Here is a 14,188-nt window from a genome sequence, read left to right as displayed (position 1 = left end):
TCGGAGTAGCATCGACGGCCGTGGATCACGAGTCGGCCGAGTGGGTGCGCGTGCTCTCGGCCGGCGCTCCCGGCCGGGACGAGGCGGTCGCGCGGCTGCACGCGAAGTTCCTGCGGATCGCCGGTGCCGAGGTCGGCCGCCGGGCGGCCCGGCAGGAGCTCGCCGGCACCGCGGCGGACGATCTCGTCCAGCAGGCGGCGACCGACGCGCTCGTGACCGTCCTGGCCAAGCTGGGCGAGTTCCGCGGGGAGAGCAGGTTCACGAGCTGGGCCTACAAATTCGTGGTGTTCGCGGTGTCGAACGGGCTCGCGCACCACTTCCGCCGCACTGCGCCGGACGGGTGGGAGATCGAGGACTGGTCGGTGTTGCCCGACCGGTTCGGCTTGACCCCGGATCGGCAGGCGGAGTGGCAGGACCTGGTGGCGGGCATCCGCAAAGCCGTGCACGAGGAGCTCAGCGACCGCCAGCGACGCGTCTTCACCGCGCTGGTGCTGAATGGTGTCCCGCTCGACGCGCTCGTGCAGGAGCTCGGCACGAGCCGGAACGCGCTCTACAAGACGCTCTACGACGCCCGGCGCAAGATCCGGGCCCGCCTCGTCGCCGAGGGCCACCTGGACGAAACCGGAGGGAGGCAGGCGTGAGTGATCTGAGCACGGTGCTGCGGTTGCTCGACACCGATCCGCAGGACAGCGGCTGCGAGGAAGCGATGGAGCTGTTGCACGTCTACGCCGAACTGCTCGCGCGCGACGAAGACGCCGCTCGCCTGCACCCCCGCATCGCGGCGCACCTGCGCGCCTGCGGGCCCTGCCGGGAAGACCTGCAGGGTCTGCTGGCGGCCATCCGCGGCGATGCCGGTCCGCGCTGAGTACGGTCAGGGTTTCGTAAGCCCGATCCGCGGCCCGGCCGGCGGCAAGATCGCTAGGTTCGCGGACATGGCATTCCGGCGCACAGCACTCGGCCTCGCCCTCGTGAGCGTGGTTGTTCTTCCCTCCTGCACCGCGGAATCGGCGGTCCCCGCCCAGGCACCCACTGTGGCGTTCCCTCGCACATCGGCGGGTGCTGCCACCTGGGCACCCTGGCCGTCGGCGCTGCACGACGCCCGGCACTCGGGCGCGGCGGCCACCGCCGGACCGGCCCGCGGCACCGTCCGGTGGCGGCGCCGGCTCGAAGGCCCGGTCACTCCCGGGCCCGTCGTCGGCGAGGACGGCACGATCTACGTCGCCTCCAACGGTGGGGTGCTGCACGCGCTGGATCCGGCCGACGGGCACGACCGGTGGACCTATGACGCGAAGAGGCCGATCGGGGGTGACCTGTCGATCTCGCCGCTCGTGCTCCCGGACGGCACGATCCTGTTCCCGAACGCCGACGAGCTCGTCGCGTTGTCCGCCGCCGGGAAGCCACTGTGGACGCAGACGTTGCCGGGCCGCGTCACCTCGCCGGTGTCGGCCGACGGTCGCCGCGTGTACGTGGGGACCGGCGACGGCACGGTGTCCGCAGTGGACACTGCCGCGGCCGGCGACCACCGGCTCGTGTGGAGCGTCGACACCGGATCCGCGTCCTACGGCTCGGTGGTCACCGACGGCCGCGGCCGCGTCTACACCACCGCCGACTCGTCGCTCGTCGCGATCGACGACCGCGGTGGTTCGGCCGCCGTGGCCTGGCGCGCCGACCCGCACGACGACCTCACCGAGGTTTCGGCCGGCCTCGCACCGGACGGCACCGTGCTGCTGGGCACCAACGGCCACGACGAATGGGCCTACCACCCGGACGGGACACCGGCCTGGCGCGCGCCGCGGGTGATCACGTACTCCTCGCCCGCGGTCACCGCGACCGGGCTCGCCTACGTCGCCGACCACAGTGGACAGGTGCACGTGCTCGACGCCGGCAGCGGGCGGGAGAAGACGCACTACGGCCCGATCGGCGCCCAGATCTGGAGCTCGACGGTCCTCGACCGCGACTACCGCGTGTACTTCGGCGGCCAGAACGGGCACGCCTACGGGTTCGACCGCGGCGGCGCACGGCTGTTCGACGTCGACCTCGGCGGCAAGGCCGACAGCTACCCGGCCCTGACCGGCGACGGGTTCCTGGTGATCGGCAGCCGCAACGGCTTCGTCACCGCCATCGGCTGACCTCTCGGGACTGATCCCGATCACGACGCCGGACACCATCCGCGCACTCCTCCGATTGCGGCCACAGCGTCGGCGGTAGCGCGCACCTCGCGCCGTGGAACTCCCCGGGCACCACCCCGGTGACATCCGGCAGGGGACCGGCGCCCGGGCGTTCCTCGACGCGAAGGAGCCCTCGAGATGGGCTCGATCCGCCCGTATCGCAGGCGACACGGGCAGAGGGCCGAATCATGGAGAGTGTCGAGAGAGCCGACCTGCTGGTCATCGGGTTCGGCAAGGGCGGCAAGGCCGCGGCAGGGGCGATGGCCCGGCTCGGCAAGCGGGTGGTGGTCGAGCAGTCGCCCGAGATGTACGGCGGCACCTGCCCGAACGTGGGATGCGTGCCGACGAAGGCCCTGGTGCACCGCTCGGGCAACCGGCGCCCCACCGGCAACGTCGACTTCGCCGAATTCGTCGGCGGCGGCGTGGAGGACGGCCACCCCACCGGTGCGGCCGGCAGCTATCGGATCGCCCGTGACGGGCGCCTGACCCCGATCAGCACCGCCGTGCCGGCTCGCAGCACTCCGCTCGACCTCGGTCTCAACCCGGACGGCAAGAACCCCTCCAACGTCCTGCCCGGCTCGGGCAAGGTCGCCGCCTGGCGGATCGGCGCCCACGGTGAGCTCACGAAGGCCGGTGATTCGGCGGCCTTCCGCAGACCCCGACGGGGATCACGCACCCACGGACTTCAGCGCTCTCGACAGCCCCGGCGGTAGCGACGTGAGCTGACCTTTCGGCGGGGAGGGGGAGGCCCGGTGATCTTCGCCATGCCGCCACCGGCGCCGTCACGCGGGGCAACTGCGGGTGGGTACCGTTGACGCCGTCAGGTGTCCGTACTCACCGCGGGTGGTCCAGTGAGCGCTTTCCCCACGCCGGAGCCGGATCCGCGGCGGTGGCGGGCGTTGTGGGTCTGCCTGATCGCCGGCTTCATGACCCTGCTGGACGTCAGCATCGTCAACGTCGCGCTGCCGTCGATGGAGCACGGGATCGGCGCCACACCCGCCGACGTGTCGTGGGTCGTGTCCGGTTACGCGCTGACGTTCGGGCTCGCGCTCGTGCCGGCCGGGCGGCTCGGCGACGACTACGGGCGCCGGAAGATGTTCCTGCTGGGGCTGGCGTTGTTCGTGGTGACGAGCGCGCTGTGCGGGGCGGCGCCGAACGCGACGTGGCTGGTCGTCGCGCGGCTGGCACAGGGCGTCGCGGGCGGCCTGCTCAACCCGCAGGTCATCGGCATGATGCAGCAGCTGTTCTCGGGCCGCGAGCGGGGCAAGGCGTTCGGCGCGTTCGGCGCGGTGGTCGGCCTGTCGACGGCCATCGGGCCGGTGCTGGGCGGCCTGCTGATCCAGGGGTTCGGCGTCGACGAGGGCTGGCGGTACGTCTTCTACGTCAACCTGCCGATCGGCATCCTCGCGATCCTGTTCGGCCTGCGGCTGCTGCCCAAGGACGTGCGCCTCGGCCCGAAACGCGCACCGGACCTGCTGGGCACAGTCCTGCTCGGCGCGGCGGTCGTGGCGGTGATGCTGCCGCTGGTCGAAGAGGAGGAGCAGGCCGCGCAGCCGCGGTGGTGGGTGATGGGCGTCGCGGCGGGGTTGCTCATCGTGTTCGTGCTGTGGCAACGCCGGCTCGGCGACCGGGACAAGCACCCCCTGGTGAACCTGAAGCTGCTGAGTTTCCGCAGCTACACCATGGGTTCGCTGCTCGGTTTGGTGTACTTTGCCGGGTTCACCGGGATTTTCCTGGTTTTGACGCTGTTCTTCCAGCAGGGCCAGGGCTATTCGGCGCTCGAGTCGGGCGCGTCGATGCTCGCGTTCGCGATCGGTTCGGCGATTTCGCCCGCGATCGGCGGGCGGCTCGTGCACCGGCTTGGCCGGCCCATGGTCGTCCTCGGCAACCTGCTCGCGGCGCTCGGTCTCGCCGGCACGGCGTGGATCGTGCGGGACTACCTCGGCGCCGGCACCGCGCTCGTGATCGCCGGGCCGCTGTTCGTCGCGGGCTTCGGCAGCGGCCTGGTCATCGCCCCGAACTCGACGCTCGCGCTGGAAGACGTCCCGCCCGCCGAAGGCGGTACCGCGGCCGGCGTCCTGCAGACGGCGCAGCGCATCGGCTCGGCGATCGGCACCGCGCTGGGCGGTTCGCTTTTCTTCGGGCAGCTGAGCCGATCCCACGGCGACTACCACGGCGCGGCCGCACTCGGCCTGATCGGCTCGACGGCGCTGGTCACGCTCGCGCTGCTGGTCGGCTTGGCGGACGTCGTGTTGTCGCGCTCCCGCAAGAAGCCCACTCCGCAGCCGGAGCGCGAGGCCGCACCGGAACCGGTGGCGCACGAGCGTCGTCTCGCGGACACCGTGTCCGGCACCGTGCGGGGCCTCGCACCGGGTGAAGAAGCCGCGGTGACGCTCACGTCGCTGGAGACCCACCAGGTCCGGCGCACCGCCACGGGCGCGGACGGCACCTTCGCGCTGGCCGCACCCACCGGCACGTACCTGCTCCTCGTCACCGGTCCCGGCTACGCCCCGATCGCCCGCCACGTGACGGTCGGCTCCGACCCGGTGCGGGAGGACGTCGTCCTGCCCCGTTCGGTCCGCCTGGCCGGCACGGTCCGCGCCGATCCGGGCCCGTTCAGCGGCGCCCAGGTCACCGTCCTGGACGCCGCCGGGGAAGTCCAGCGCATCGTCGTCACCGACGACGCGGGCCACTACGTCGTCGATGGCCTGGCTCCGGGCCGGTACCGGATCGTCGTGACGAGCTACGAACCGGCGGCGAGCCCGGTCGAACTCACCGCCGACGGCCCGACGGAGTTCGACCCGCGCCTGCGGCTTGCGTCCACAGTGGACTGACACCCGGGTGGCCGCACCTCCGAGCCGGCCACCCGGGGTGGCCGGTCAGGCGAGGTCGAAGCGGTCGAGTTCCATGACCTTGGTCCAGGCCGCGACGAAGTCGGCCACGAACCGGTCGCGGGCGTCCTGGCTCGCGTAGACCTCGGCGAGGGCCCGCAGCTGCGAGTTGGACCCGAAGACGAGGTCGACCGCGGTGGCGGTCCACTTCACCTCGCCGGTGGCCGCGTCGCGGATCTCGTAGACGTTCTCCTCGGATTCCGCCGCCTGCCAGCGGGTGCCCGGCGAGAGCAGGTTGGTGAAGAAGTCGCCGGTGAGCACGCCGGGCCGGTCGGTGAGGACCCCGTGTGGGGTGCCGCCGGCGCCGAGGGCACGCAGACCGCCGACGAGGACGGTCATCTCCGGTGCCGTCAGGTTGAGCAGGTACGCGCGGTCGACGAGCAGCACTTCGGGCTGGAGCTTCTCGCCCGGTCGCAGGTAGTTGCGGAACCCGTCGGCGCGCGGCTCGAGGACCGCGAACGACTCGACGTCGGTCTGCTCCTGGCTCGCGTCGGTCCGGCCGGGGCGGAACGGCACGGTCACGTCGACGCCGCCGTCGCGCGCGGCCTTTTCGACGGCGGCCGCACCGGCCAGCACGATCAGGTCCGCGAGGGAGATCCGCGCGCCACCGGCGTCGTTGAACTCCCGCTGGACGGCTTCGAGCTTCTCCAGGACCGGGGCCAGTTCCTCGGGCCGGTTGACCTCCCAGCTGCGTTGCGGTTCGAGCCGGAGCCGGGCGCCGTTCGCGCCGCCGCGCTTGTCCGTGGAGCGGAAGCTCGCGGCCGCCGCCCAGGCGGTGGTGACGAGCTGGGCGGTCGTGAGCCCGGAGTCGAGGACCTTCGCCTTGAGAGCGGCGATGTCGGCCTCGCCCACGAGCTCGCCCTCGACGGGCGGCACGGGGTCCTGCCACAGCTGCGGTTCGGCGACCCACGGCCCGAGGAAGCGGCTCACCGGGCCCATGTCGCGGTGCAGCAGCTTGTACCAGGCCTTGGCGAACGCGAGCGCGAACTCGTCCGGGTTTTCCAGGAACCGGCGGGAGATCGGCTCATACGTCGGGTCGAAACGCAGCGCCAGGTCGGTGGTGAGCATGGTCGGCTTGTGCTTTTTCGCCGGGTCGTACGGGTCGGGGATGATGTCGGGCGCGTCCTTGGCGACGTACTGCTTGGCGCCGCCGGGGCTCGTGGTCAGCTCCCATTCGTAGCCGAAGAGGATTTCGAAGAACCGGTTGCTCCACTCGGTCGGCCGGTCGGTCCAGGTCACCTCGATGCCACTGGTGATCGCGTCGCGGCCCGCGCCGCTGCCGTGGGTGCTGAGCCAGCCCAGGCCCTGCGCCTCCAGCGGGGCGGCCTCGGGCTCCGGGCCCACGTGGTCGTCGGAGACGCCGGCGCCGTGGGTCTTGCCGAACGTGTGGCCACCCGCGATGAGCGCGACGGTCTCCTCGTCGTTCATCGCCATGCGCGCGAACGTTTCGCGGATGAAGTGGGCGGCGGCCAGGAAGTCCGCGTTGCCGCGCGGGCCTTCGGGGTTGACGTAGATGAGGCCCATTTCGGTCGCGCCGAGCTCGGGCACCATCTGCGAGTCGGTCACGTAGCGCTCGTCGCCCAGCCAGTCGTCCTCCGGGCCCCAGAAGATCTCTTCGGGCTCCCAGGTGTCCTCACGGCCGAAGCCGAACCCGAACGTCGTGAAGCCCATCGACTCGAGGGCGACGTTGCCGGCGAACACGATCAGGTCGGCCCACGAGATCTTCTGGCCGTACTTCTGCTTCACCGGCCACAGCAGGCGGCGCGCCTTGTCGAGGTTGGCATTGTCGGGCCAGCTGTTGAGCGGTGCGAACCGCTGTGCGCCCGCGCCGGCCCCGCCGCGGCCGTCGGCGATGCGGTAGGTGCCTGCGGAGTGCCAGCTCATGCGGATCATCAGCCCGCCGTAGTGCCCGAAGTCGGCTGGCCACCAGTCCTGCGACGTGGTGAGCACTTCGACGACGTCGCGCTTGAGGGCTTCGACGTCGAGCTTCTTGAACTCCTCGGCGTAGCTGAAGTCCTCCGGCAGCGGGTTGCTCTTCGACGAGTGGGCATGGAGCACCGACAGGTCCAGCTGGTTGGGCCACCAGTCGCGGTTCGTGTGCGGGCGGCCGCCCGTCTTCGGCGTGGGCGAGTCGATCGCCGGGTTCTCGCTCTCGCTGCCGTGCGAGGTCGCCGAGCCGGGCGCGACCGGACAGCTGCCCTTCGCGTCCACCCCCTGCGCGCTGGAGGGGGTGCTTTCCGGGGTATCGCTCATCTGCTTGCCTTCCGAGCTCGCGGATCAGGTGTTTTCGGCCGCGCAGCGGGGGCACCGGCCCCAGAAGACGACCTCCGCCTCGTCGATCACGTAGCCGTGGTCTTCGGAAGCGGTGAGACAGGGCGCCGAGCCGACGGTGCAGTCGACGTCCTCGATCGCACCGCACGAACGGCACACCACGTGGTGGTGGTTGTCGCCCACGCGGGTCTCGTACCGCGCGTTCGCCCCGGCCGGCTGGATGCGGCGCACCAGCCCGGCGTCGGTGAGCGCCCGCAGGACGTCGTAGACCGCCTGGTGCGAAACCGAGGGAAGATCGGCCCGCACCAACGTGATCACCGTCTCGGTGTCCACGTGCGGATGACCGCGCAGCGCCGCGAGCACGGCAAGCCGCGGCCGCGTCACGCGCAACGAGACCTCTCGCAACTGCGCCTCTGGCTCGGACATCGGGTACCCGTCTCAGTCTTGATTGGATCAACTCAGGTTGTGCACCCGCGGCGGGTACCCCACGGGCGCCGCGGTCATGCGTGCGAATTCGAGCCGGGCGCGGTGACCGGCGACTGTCGGACCCCTGGGGTATGGTCGGAGGCGTGAGCGAACAGGTGTTCGAAAGGAGGACGTGATGACCGATCCGAACCCGCGGAAGGACCCGAGCGACTGGACGACCGGCGACGAGCCCATGACCGGTCCGCAGAAGTCGTACCTGCAGACGCTGGCCCAGGAGGCCGGTGAGGAGGTGCCGGAGGAGCTCACCAAGGCGGAGGCGTCGGAGCGGATCGACGAATTGCAGCGCAGCACGGGTCGTGGCGCTTGAGCGCTCGCTCAGTGGGGGCGGAGCCCGTCGACGATGACCGCGACGATCGTGGGCGCCCGGGCGTCCCATTCGGACTCCGGGACGCGTGACAACGCGCCCAGGAGGAGGAGCACGTCGGTGGCGTCGACGCCTGCGCGGACTTGGCCGGCGGCTTTCCCTCGATCGAGCAGTGTTCCGAGTGCTTCGTCGAGCCGGTGGTGCTGGTCTGAGTAGAGGTCGTGCCAGGCCGAGGCCTCGATGGCTGCCATGACGCCGCGCTTGACGCGCGCGTACTCGAGCAGGCGGTCCAACCAGCACGTCAATGCCTCGAGTGGGGCCTGTCGTGCCAGCAGGGGTGCCACGGCGTCGACGAGCTGGGTCAGCTCGTCCCGGTACACCTCGGCCAGCAGGTGCTCGCGGGTGGGGAAGTGTCGGTAGAGGGTGCCTTGTCCCACGCCGGCCGCCTTGGCGATCGCGTGCAGTTTCAGGTCGGCGACGGCGCCGTTGGCCTTGCCCAGTTCGGTCCGGGCGACCTCGATGATGCGGTCGCGGTTGGCGACCGCATCGGACCTGAGCTCACGACTCGCCACGGCGCGACCCGCCTTTCCCCTGGGAGTTAACTGGACAAGTGTCCGGTACGGTGGAAACCGTAACCGGACAGTTGTCAGCTTAGGGCAGGAGGCGGCTCGATGAGCACGCTGGACAAGGTTGTCGCCATCACCGGCGCGAGCAGCGGGATCGGCGCGGCGACCGCACTGGAACTGGCGGGCCGTGGCGCGGCGGTGGTGCTCGGCGCCCGGCGCACCGACCGGCTCGGCTCGCTGGTGACGCGGATCCGGGCCGAGGGCGGCCGCGCGGAGCTGCTCGAAGTCGACGTCACCCGGCGGGCCGATCCGGAGGCGCTGGTGGCCCTGGCGGTGGACCGGTTCGGTCGCCTGGACGTGCTGGTGAGCAACGCCGGAGTCGCCCGGACCGCACCCGTGGCGAACCTCGACGTCGACGACTGGGACGCGATGATCGACGTCAACCTGCGCGGCGTGCTGCACGGCATCGCCGCCGCGCTGCCGGTGTTCCGCCGTCAGGGGCGCGGCCACTTCGTCACCACGGTGTCCACGTCGGGGCTGAAGATCGTGCCGACCCAAGCCGTGTACGCGGGGACGAAGAACGCCGTGCGCACGCTGCTGGAAGCCCTGCGCCAGGAGTCCACCGACGGCGTCCTGCGCACGACCTCGATCTCGCCGGGGTTCGTCCGCACCGAACTCCTCGACCACCTCGACGACCCCGACCAGCGCGCCCAAGCCCAGCACGCCATGGCGACCCTCGGCATCAGCCCGGACGCCGTCGCGCGCGCCGTCGCGTTCGCCATCGAGCAACCCGACGACGTCGAAATCGGCGACCTCACCATCCGGCCCGCCCGGCAAGGCTGAGCGCCCCTCGACAACGACCGATCAGTCCGAATCGGACTCGCGCCGGTCGAGGCGCGGCAGCTGGGTCCGGGTCGTGACGCCGAGTTTGCCGCCGGCTTCGACCCCTGCCCCGGCCTGCCGCGGGCCCGGGACTGAGCCGCTGGTCACGCGCTCCGGATCGGCGGCCGGGGTGGAGTGCCCAGTAGCCTGAGGTGATGTCCGTCAAACCCGGCCTTCGCGACCGGCTGCAACGGCTCGAAGCGTTCACCGACGCGACGCTCGGGCGCTTGGAGCTGGAAAACTTGCTGCACACGATGCTGGAGCGGGTGCGGGATCTGTTCGGCGTCGACACCGCCACCGTGCTGCGGCACGACGCGGCCGCGGGTCAGCTGACCGCGATCGCGTCCGCCGGCATCGAAGAAGAGGTCTTCCAGGGCGTGCGGGTTCCGGTCGGCGCCGGGTTCGCGGGCCGGGTGGCGGCGCAGCGGACGCCGGTGGTCATCGATCACGTGGACGAGTCGACCGTGGTCAACGCGCTGCTGTGGGAACGCGGTCTCAAGGTGCTGCTGGGCGTGCCGATGCTCGCGCGCGACGAGCTCGTCGGCGTCCTGCACATCGGATCCACGACGGTCCGGGCGTTCGACGAGGACGACATCGAGCTGCTGCAGGTTGCGGCGTCCCAGCTGGCCCTGACCCTGCGGGCCGAGACGGCCAACGAGGATCGCGCGGCGGCGACCGCGCTGCAGCGGAGCCTGCTGCCGGTGCGGATCCCGTCGGTGCCGGGCGTGGACTTCGCCGCCCGCTACGTGCCCGGTGCGGACACCGCGGTCGGCGGCGATTGGTACGACGTGTTCCCGCTGCCGGGCGACCGGATCGGCATCGTGATGGGTGACGTCGCCGGTCACGGACTCGGCGCCGCCGTCGTCATGGGGCGGTTGCGCAGCGCGCTGCGGGCCTATGCGCTCGACGCCATGAGCCCGGCGGAGGCGCTGGGCAAGCTGAGCCGCAAGATCAACCACTTCGAGCAGGGCATCATGGCCACGGTCGCCTACGGGATCGTGCCGCCCGGCCGCAAGACCATCACCCTGTCCCTGGCCGGGCATCCGCCGCCCGTGCTCGCCGCACCCGGCGCGCCGGCCCGGCTGCTGGACGTCCGGCCTGATCTGCCGGTGGGTCTGGGTCTGCCGCCTTCGGCCCGGCACGACACCGAGGTGACCCTGCCGCCGGGCTGCGCGCTCGCCTTCTACACCGACGGCCTCGTCGAACGCCGCGATGCCGACCTCGACGACCGCTTCCGCCGCCTGACCGACGCCATGACCACCGGCGATCCGGACACGGTGTGCGCGTACGTCATGGCCGCGCTCGTCGGCTCCACCCCCGCCCACGACGACGTCGCCCTGCTGGTCGCCACGAGACGACCCGCGTAGCTCGACTGACGTGGTCCACCTTGGACGAGACACCGGCACCCGGACGGGCCGGGGCCGCGGAAAACCGTTGACCGGACGGGGAAACCGATCGGCATGACCGGGGCGACCGGCGCTGGGCTGAAGCCGCGGTCCGTTGCCGGAGCAGGTCAGCTCGCGTCCCAGCAGGCTTGCGCGTTGGTGACGAACTCGGCGCGCCCGCCCGCGACGATCGCCTCGAGGCGGGTGCGGTAGCAGTCCAGCACGGCGTCGAAGCCGGCGGCGTGGAGGAAGTCGCGCACGACCGGGCGGAAGCCGGTGACCACGCGCAGGCGGGTCGCGCCGCCGCTGGCGTGCAGGCAGCGCACCGTCCGGGCGCCGACGATGGAGAGGAACGACAGCGAGGACAGGTCCAGTACCAGCACTTCGGGGTCGGCGGCGAGGATCTGGGTGGTGGTCTCGACGAGCTTCACCGTCGTGCCGGCGTCCAGTTCGCCGGTCAGGGTGAGCACGATGGTGCCGTCGTCGAGGGAACGCAGGAGCTGGAGCCGGTCGGGCTGGAACGCGGTGCTCACGGCGACACGCTCACTTCGGCGGCGGGGCCGCGCGAGCGAGGGCGCGAGGTGCGGGTGAGCGGACCGGTCATGGGAAGTGCACCGTCCTGAAGTCGGGAACTGCGTGCACCAGGGCTACCCCGGCGGGCGACGCCCAAACGAGCGATGACCGACCATCGCCGAAAACGGTCAGCGCTCGACGTCGATGAGCCCGGTGAGCCCGCTGACGGTGAGCACGGGCATGAGCAGCGGGTGGGCGAGGACCCGGCTGACGCCGTCGGCGTGGGTGAACAGCGCGTTGATGGCTGCGCTGTCGATGTAGCCCACGCCGCGCAGGTCGATCGTGACCGCGCCGGCGGCGGTGGCGTCGGCGAGTGCCCACGTGAAGCCGGTGACGTTGCTCAGGTCGATTTCGCCCGTTGCCGTGACGAAGGGCGTGCCGTCCTGTTGCCGGCTGGTCTCAAGGGTGAGCGGGCTCGTCATGGACGATCCTCGTTCGCAGGCGGACGGTGGTCCCGGTGGGACCGGGATCGACGCTGACTTCCTCCAGCAACGCTCTCATGAGGGCCAGGCCCCGGCCGCGCAAGGACCCGCTGGACGGCCGCGGCGGCTTCCACGTTCCGGTGTCGGCGACGGTCACCTCGACCCGGTCGACCGAGGCGGTGGCTCGCAGGCGGACGAGCCCGCCGGGCGAGTCGCGGTGGCCGTGCTCGATCGCGTTGGCCAGCGCCTCGCCTGCGGCGACGAGGATGTCCTGGGCCTGCTCGGGCCCGAGGGCGCACTGCTCGAGCCAGCCGCGCAGGGCCCGGCGCGCCGGCGCGAGGTGATCGAGGTCGGCGGAGTACTCCAGATCCAGCGGCCCCGGCCGGCGGTACAGCAACAGCGCCACGTCGTCTTCGAACCCGGCCGCCGGAGCGAGTCCGGTCATGAGCCGGCCGGCCAGGTCCGCGAGTGCCACGTCGCGGCCTTCGCCGACGAGGTCGGCGGCCTGGCCGATGCCCTCGTCGAGGGACCGGCGGCGGCGTTCGACGAGCCCGTCGGTGTAGAGCAGTAGGATGGAGCGAGGCAGCAGCACCGCCCGGGCTTCGAAGCGGGTGGTGTCCGTGCGGACGCCCAGCGGGATGGCCCGGCCTCCCTCGTCATCGGCAGCGAACACGCTGCTCCCACCGGCCGGCGGACCGGCATCCTCGGAACGCACTCGATGCCCTCTCTTCGCCCCGCGGGCTCTCAGCTTACTGCCGTGACGTGCCCATACCCGGTTCCGCCGCGGTCCACACGGCACTCGGCGATCTTCCGACGTGGTGGCTCCGCTGTCGTGCGGGGTGGCGGCGAATGCGGGAGGATCGGCCGATGCAGGCTTTCGATGCCGACCGGCAGCCGGCGTTCACGAGCGGGACGGAGAGTACGGGCGTCAGTCTGCGGCGCGACGGTGCCGCAGTGGTGCTCACGGCGCGCGGTGAGTTCGACGCGGTCACCACACCCCGGTTGCAGGCGGCGATCCGTGAGGCGTTCGAGGGAGGACCCGGCGTGCTCGTGCTGGATCTGACCGACGTGGAGTTCTTCTCCTCATCCGCGCTGGCGGTGCTGGTGGAGGCGCAGCGCGTCGCGGGTGAGCGGACTCAGGTCCGGCTGGCGGTCGAGCACCGGATCGCGCGGACGCTGACGCTGCTCGGCCTTGACGGGTTGTTCCCGCAGTACCCCTCGGCGGCCGAGGCCATCGCAGGCAGCTGAAAGAACGCCGTGCGCCGCGCGGCGGAACCGAAGACCGCAGGACAAGGTGGTGAGCATGGCCCGGCGCGGGGACCTCGACGCGGCCGCGAAGCCCGAACTCCGGGCGCGCCGGCCCGCCCGGACCGACGACATCACCGGGCTCCGCCACGACCTGGCCGGCTGGCTGCGCGCCCTCGACGTGCCCGGCGACCTCGCCGGCGACGTCGAACTGGCCGCGTACGAGGCGATGATCAACACCGCGGACCACGCCTATCCGAAGGCCCCCGGCGACGTGGAGCTCAACGCCCGCCACGAGCCGGGCCTGATCCGCGTCACCGTCACCGACCACGGCCGCTGGCTGCCTCCGGCCGCGAACCCCGGGCCGTTGCGCGGGCGCGGGCTTCCGCTCATCCGGGCATTGCCGGACGACGCCACCGTCGACCCGTCCGAACGCGGCACCACCGTGACGATGACCTGGTACCCGAAGCCGTCTTCGTCACCCAGCCCGAACTGAGGGGAGGGCTCGGCCGCCGCGGTCCACAGTGGATCACTCGGGCACCGTCAGCCGGCCGGTGGCGGGTGCTCGGCGAGCCACGTCGCGGCCCGGCGGGCCGACGCGCGCGAAAGCCACGCCTCCTGGACGACCTCCGCGAGCTCGCCGTGGCTGATCTCGCCGAGGCGGCAGGCCCGGACCAGCACCGAGAGGTGGCCGCGGAAGTGCGGGGTGGTGAAGAACGGCGAGGTTTCGTCCTGGACGAGTGCTTCCTTGTCGGCTTCGGACGGGACCCAGAAGACGATCACGTCGGCGTAGCGCTCGCCGGTTTCGGGGTCGAAGGCGTCCGGGCGCGGGTTGCGGAAGAAGACGAACGACTTGCCGCCGACCTGGTACACGGGTTTGTGCTCGGACCCCGGCCAGACGGTCACGTGCGGCATCGCGAGCGCCAGCTCGTGCACGTCCTCGACGCACGCGGGGCGGTCGTCGTCCGGCATGCGGCCCAGTCTAGGAGCGCAGG

18 protein-coding genes are annotated in these 14,188 nt (G+C 71.7%); 10 read left to right on the top strand and 8 right to left on the bottom strand.

What is annotated here, in order from left to right:
* The first annotated feature begins 20 nt into the window (after positions 1 to 20).
* The 5 genes from I6J71_RS22200 to I6J71_RS22180 all read left to right on the top strand — a co-directional run bounded on the left by I6J71_RS22200 (position 21) and on the right by I6J71_RS22180 (position 5,002).
* A complete protein-coding gene (locus tag I6J71_RS22200) occupies positions 21 to 641 on the top strand; it encodes a sigma-70 family RNA polymerase sigma factor (RefSeq protein ID WP_204096453.1) in 621 nt (206 codons plus the stop codon).
* Complete coding sequence (locus tag I6J71_RS22195; RefSeq protein WP_204096452.1) at positions 638 to 865, top strand: hypothetical protein; 228 nt, start codon at positions 638 to 640, stop codon at positions 863 to 865. The genes I6J71_RS22200 and I6J71_RS22195 overlap by 4 nt, the downstream gene beginning before the upstream one ends.
* Positions 866 to 932: 67 nt before the next feature.
* The gene (locus I6J71_RS22190) at positions 933 to 2,129 is read left to right on the top strand and encodes a PQQ-binding-like beta-propeller repeat protein (protein ID WP_204096451.1); all 1,197 of its coding nucleotides are present in this window, start codon (positions 933 to 935) and stop codon (positions 2,127 to 2,129) included.
* A 227-nt stretch (positions 2,130 to 2,356) separates the two neighbouring features.
* Positions 2,357 to 2,881, top strand: coding sequence for an FAD-dependent oxidoreductase (locus I6J71_RS22185; RefSeq protein WP_204096450.1), 525 nt, complete (start codon positions 2,357 to 2,359; stop codon positions 2,879 to 2,881).
* Positions 2,882 to 3,019: 138 nt separating this feature from the next.
* Positions 3,020 to 5,002 (top strand): MFS transporter, encoded by a 1,983-nt coding sequence (locus I6J71_RS22180; RefSeq protein WP_204096449.1) that lies wholly within the window; start codon positions 3,020 to 3,022, stop codon positions 5,000 to 5,002.
* A gap of 45 nt (positions 5,003 to 5,047) precedes the next feature.
* Here the strand turns inward: I6J71_RS22180 and katG are convergent, their stop codons facing one another.
* Both katG and I6J71_RS22170 read right to left on the bottom strand, forming a co-directional pair.
* Positions 5,048 to 7,312 (bottom strand): catalase/peroxidase HPI, encoded by a 2,265-nt coding sequence (gene katG, locus I6J71_RS22175; protein ID WP_204096448.1) that lies wholly within the window; start codon positions 7,310 to 7,312, stop codon positions 5,048 to 5,050.
* Positions 7,313 to 7,336: 24 nt separating this feature from the next.
* Positions 7,337 to 7,756: a Fur family transcriptional regulator gene (locus I6J71_RS22170; RefSeq protein ID WP_204096447.1), complete on the bottom strand. Its 420-nt coding sequence runs from the start codon at positions 7,754 to 7,756 to the stop codon at positions 7,337 to 7,339.
* 175 nt (positions 7,757 to 7,931) lie between these two features.
* Here I6J71_RS22170 and I6J71_RS22165 point away from each other — a divergent pair, with 175 nt between their 5' ends.
* Positions 7,932 to 8,123, top strand: a complete 192-nt coding sequence (locus tag I6J71_RS22165; RefSeq protein ID WP_204096446.1) for a DUF3072 domain-containing protein — start codon at positions 7,932 to 7,934, stop codon at positions 8,121 to 8,123.
* Between the two features lie 8 nt (positions 8,124 to 8,131).
* Here the strand turns inward: I6J71_RS22165 and I6J71_RS22160 are convergent, their stop codons facing one another.
* Entirely contained in the window at positions 8,132 to 8,692 is a 561-nt protein-coding gene (locus I6J71_RS22160; protein ID WP_204096445.1) for a TetR/AcrR family transcriptional regulator, read from the bottom strand.
* A 99-nt stretch (positions 8,693 to 8,791) separates the two neighbouring features.
* Here I6J71_RS22160 and I6J71_RS22155 point away from each other — a divergent pair, with 99 nt between their 5' ends.
* Positions 8,792 to 9,529: an SDR family oxidoreductase gene (locus tag I6J71_RS22155; protein ID WP_204096444.1), complete on the top strand. Its 738-nt coding sequence runs from the start codon at positions 8,792 to 8,794 to the stop codon at positions 9,527 to 9,529.
* A gap of 21 nt (positions 9,530 to 9,550) precedes the next feature.
* Here I6J71_RS22155 and I6J71_RS49855 read toward each other — a convergent pair whose 3' ends face one another.
* Positions 9,551 to 9,676, bottom strand: a complete 126-nt coding sequence (locus tag I6J71_RS49855) for a hypothetical protein (RefSeq protein WP_255570898.1) — start codon at positions 9,674 to 9,676, stop codon at positions 9,551 to 9,553.
* 47 nt (positions 9,677 to 9,723) lie between these two features.
* Here I6J71_RS49855 and I6J71_RS22150 point away from each other — a divergent pair, with 47 nt between their 5' ends.
* The gene (locus I6J71_RS22150) at positions 9,724 to 10,935 is read left to right on the top strand and encodes a PP2C family protein-serine/threonine phosphatase (RefSeq protein WP_204096443.1); all 1,212 of its coding nucleotides are present in this window, start codon (positions 9,724 to 9,726) and stop codon (positions 10,933 to 10,935) included.
* Between the two features lie 146 nt (positions 10,936 to 11,081).
* Here I6J71_RS22150 and I6J71_RS22145 read toward each other — a convergent pair whose 3' ends face one another.
* The 3 genes from I6J71_RS22145 to I6J71_RS22135 all read right to left on the bottom strand — a co-directional run bounded on the left by I6J71_RS22145 (position 11,082) and on the right by I6J71_RS22135 (position 12,621).
* Positions 11,082 to 11,486 carry an STAS domain-containing protein gene (locus tag I6J71_RS22145; protein ID WP_204096442.1) on the bottom strand — a complete coding sequence of 135 codons (405 nt, stop codon included), beginning with the start codon at positions 11,484 to 11,486 and terminating at the stop codon, positions 11,082 to 11,084.
* A gap of 168 nt (positions 11,487 to 11,654) precedes the next feature.
* Complete coding sequence (locus I6J71_RS22140) at positions 11,655 to 11,948, bottom strand: STAS domain-containing protein (RefSeq protein ID WP_204096441.1); 294 nt, start codon at positions 11,946 to 11,948, stop codon at positions 11,655 to 11,657.
* A complete protein-coding gene (locus tag I6J71_RS22135) occupies positions 11,926 to 12,621 on the bottom strand; it encodes an ATP-binding protein (RefSeq protein WP_239155168.1) in 696 nt (231 codons plus the stop codon). Before I6J71_RS22135 ends, I6J71_RS22140 begins: the two co-directional genes overlap by 23 nt.
* Positions 12,622 to 12,815: 194 nt before the next feature.
* Between I6J71_RS22135 and I6J71_RS22130 the strand changes: the two genes are divergently transcribed.
* The gene (locus I6J71_RS22130; RefSeq protein WP_204096439.1) at positions 12,816 to 13,196 is read left to right on the top strand and encodes an STAS domain-containing protein; all 381 of its coding nucleotides are present in this window, start codon (positions 12,816 to 12,818) and stop codon (positions 13,194 to 13,196) included.
* Between the two features lie 55 nt (positions 13,197 to 13,251).
* On the top strand, positions 13,252 to 13,689 hold the full coding sequence (locus I6J71_RS22125) for an ATP-binding protein (RefSeq protein ID WP_204096438.1): 438 nt from the start codon (positions 13,252 to 13,254) through the stop codon (positions 13,687 to 13,689).
* A gap of 47 nt (positions 13,690 to 13,736) precedes the next feature.
* On the opposite strand, the gene I6J71_RS22120 is transcribed toward I6J71_RS22125, so the two are convergent.
* Complete coding sequence (locus tag I6J71_RS22120) at positions 13,737 to 14,165, bottom strand: MmcQ/YjbR family DNA-binding protein (RefSeq protein ID WP_204096437.1); 429 nt, start codon at positions 14,163 to 14,165, stop codon at positions 13,737 to 13,739.
* Positions 14,166 to 14,188: the final 23 nt, after the last annotated feature.

Source organism: Amycolatopsis sp. FDAARGOS 1241, from assembly GCF_016889705.1.
Lineage (GTDB): Bacteria > Actinomycetota > Actinomycetes > Mycobacteriales > Pseudonocardiaceae > Amycolatopsis.
The sequence above is the reverse complement of the archived record's forward strand: the minus strand, read 5'-3'. Positions and strand labels throughout refer to the sequence as shown.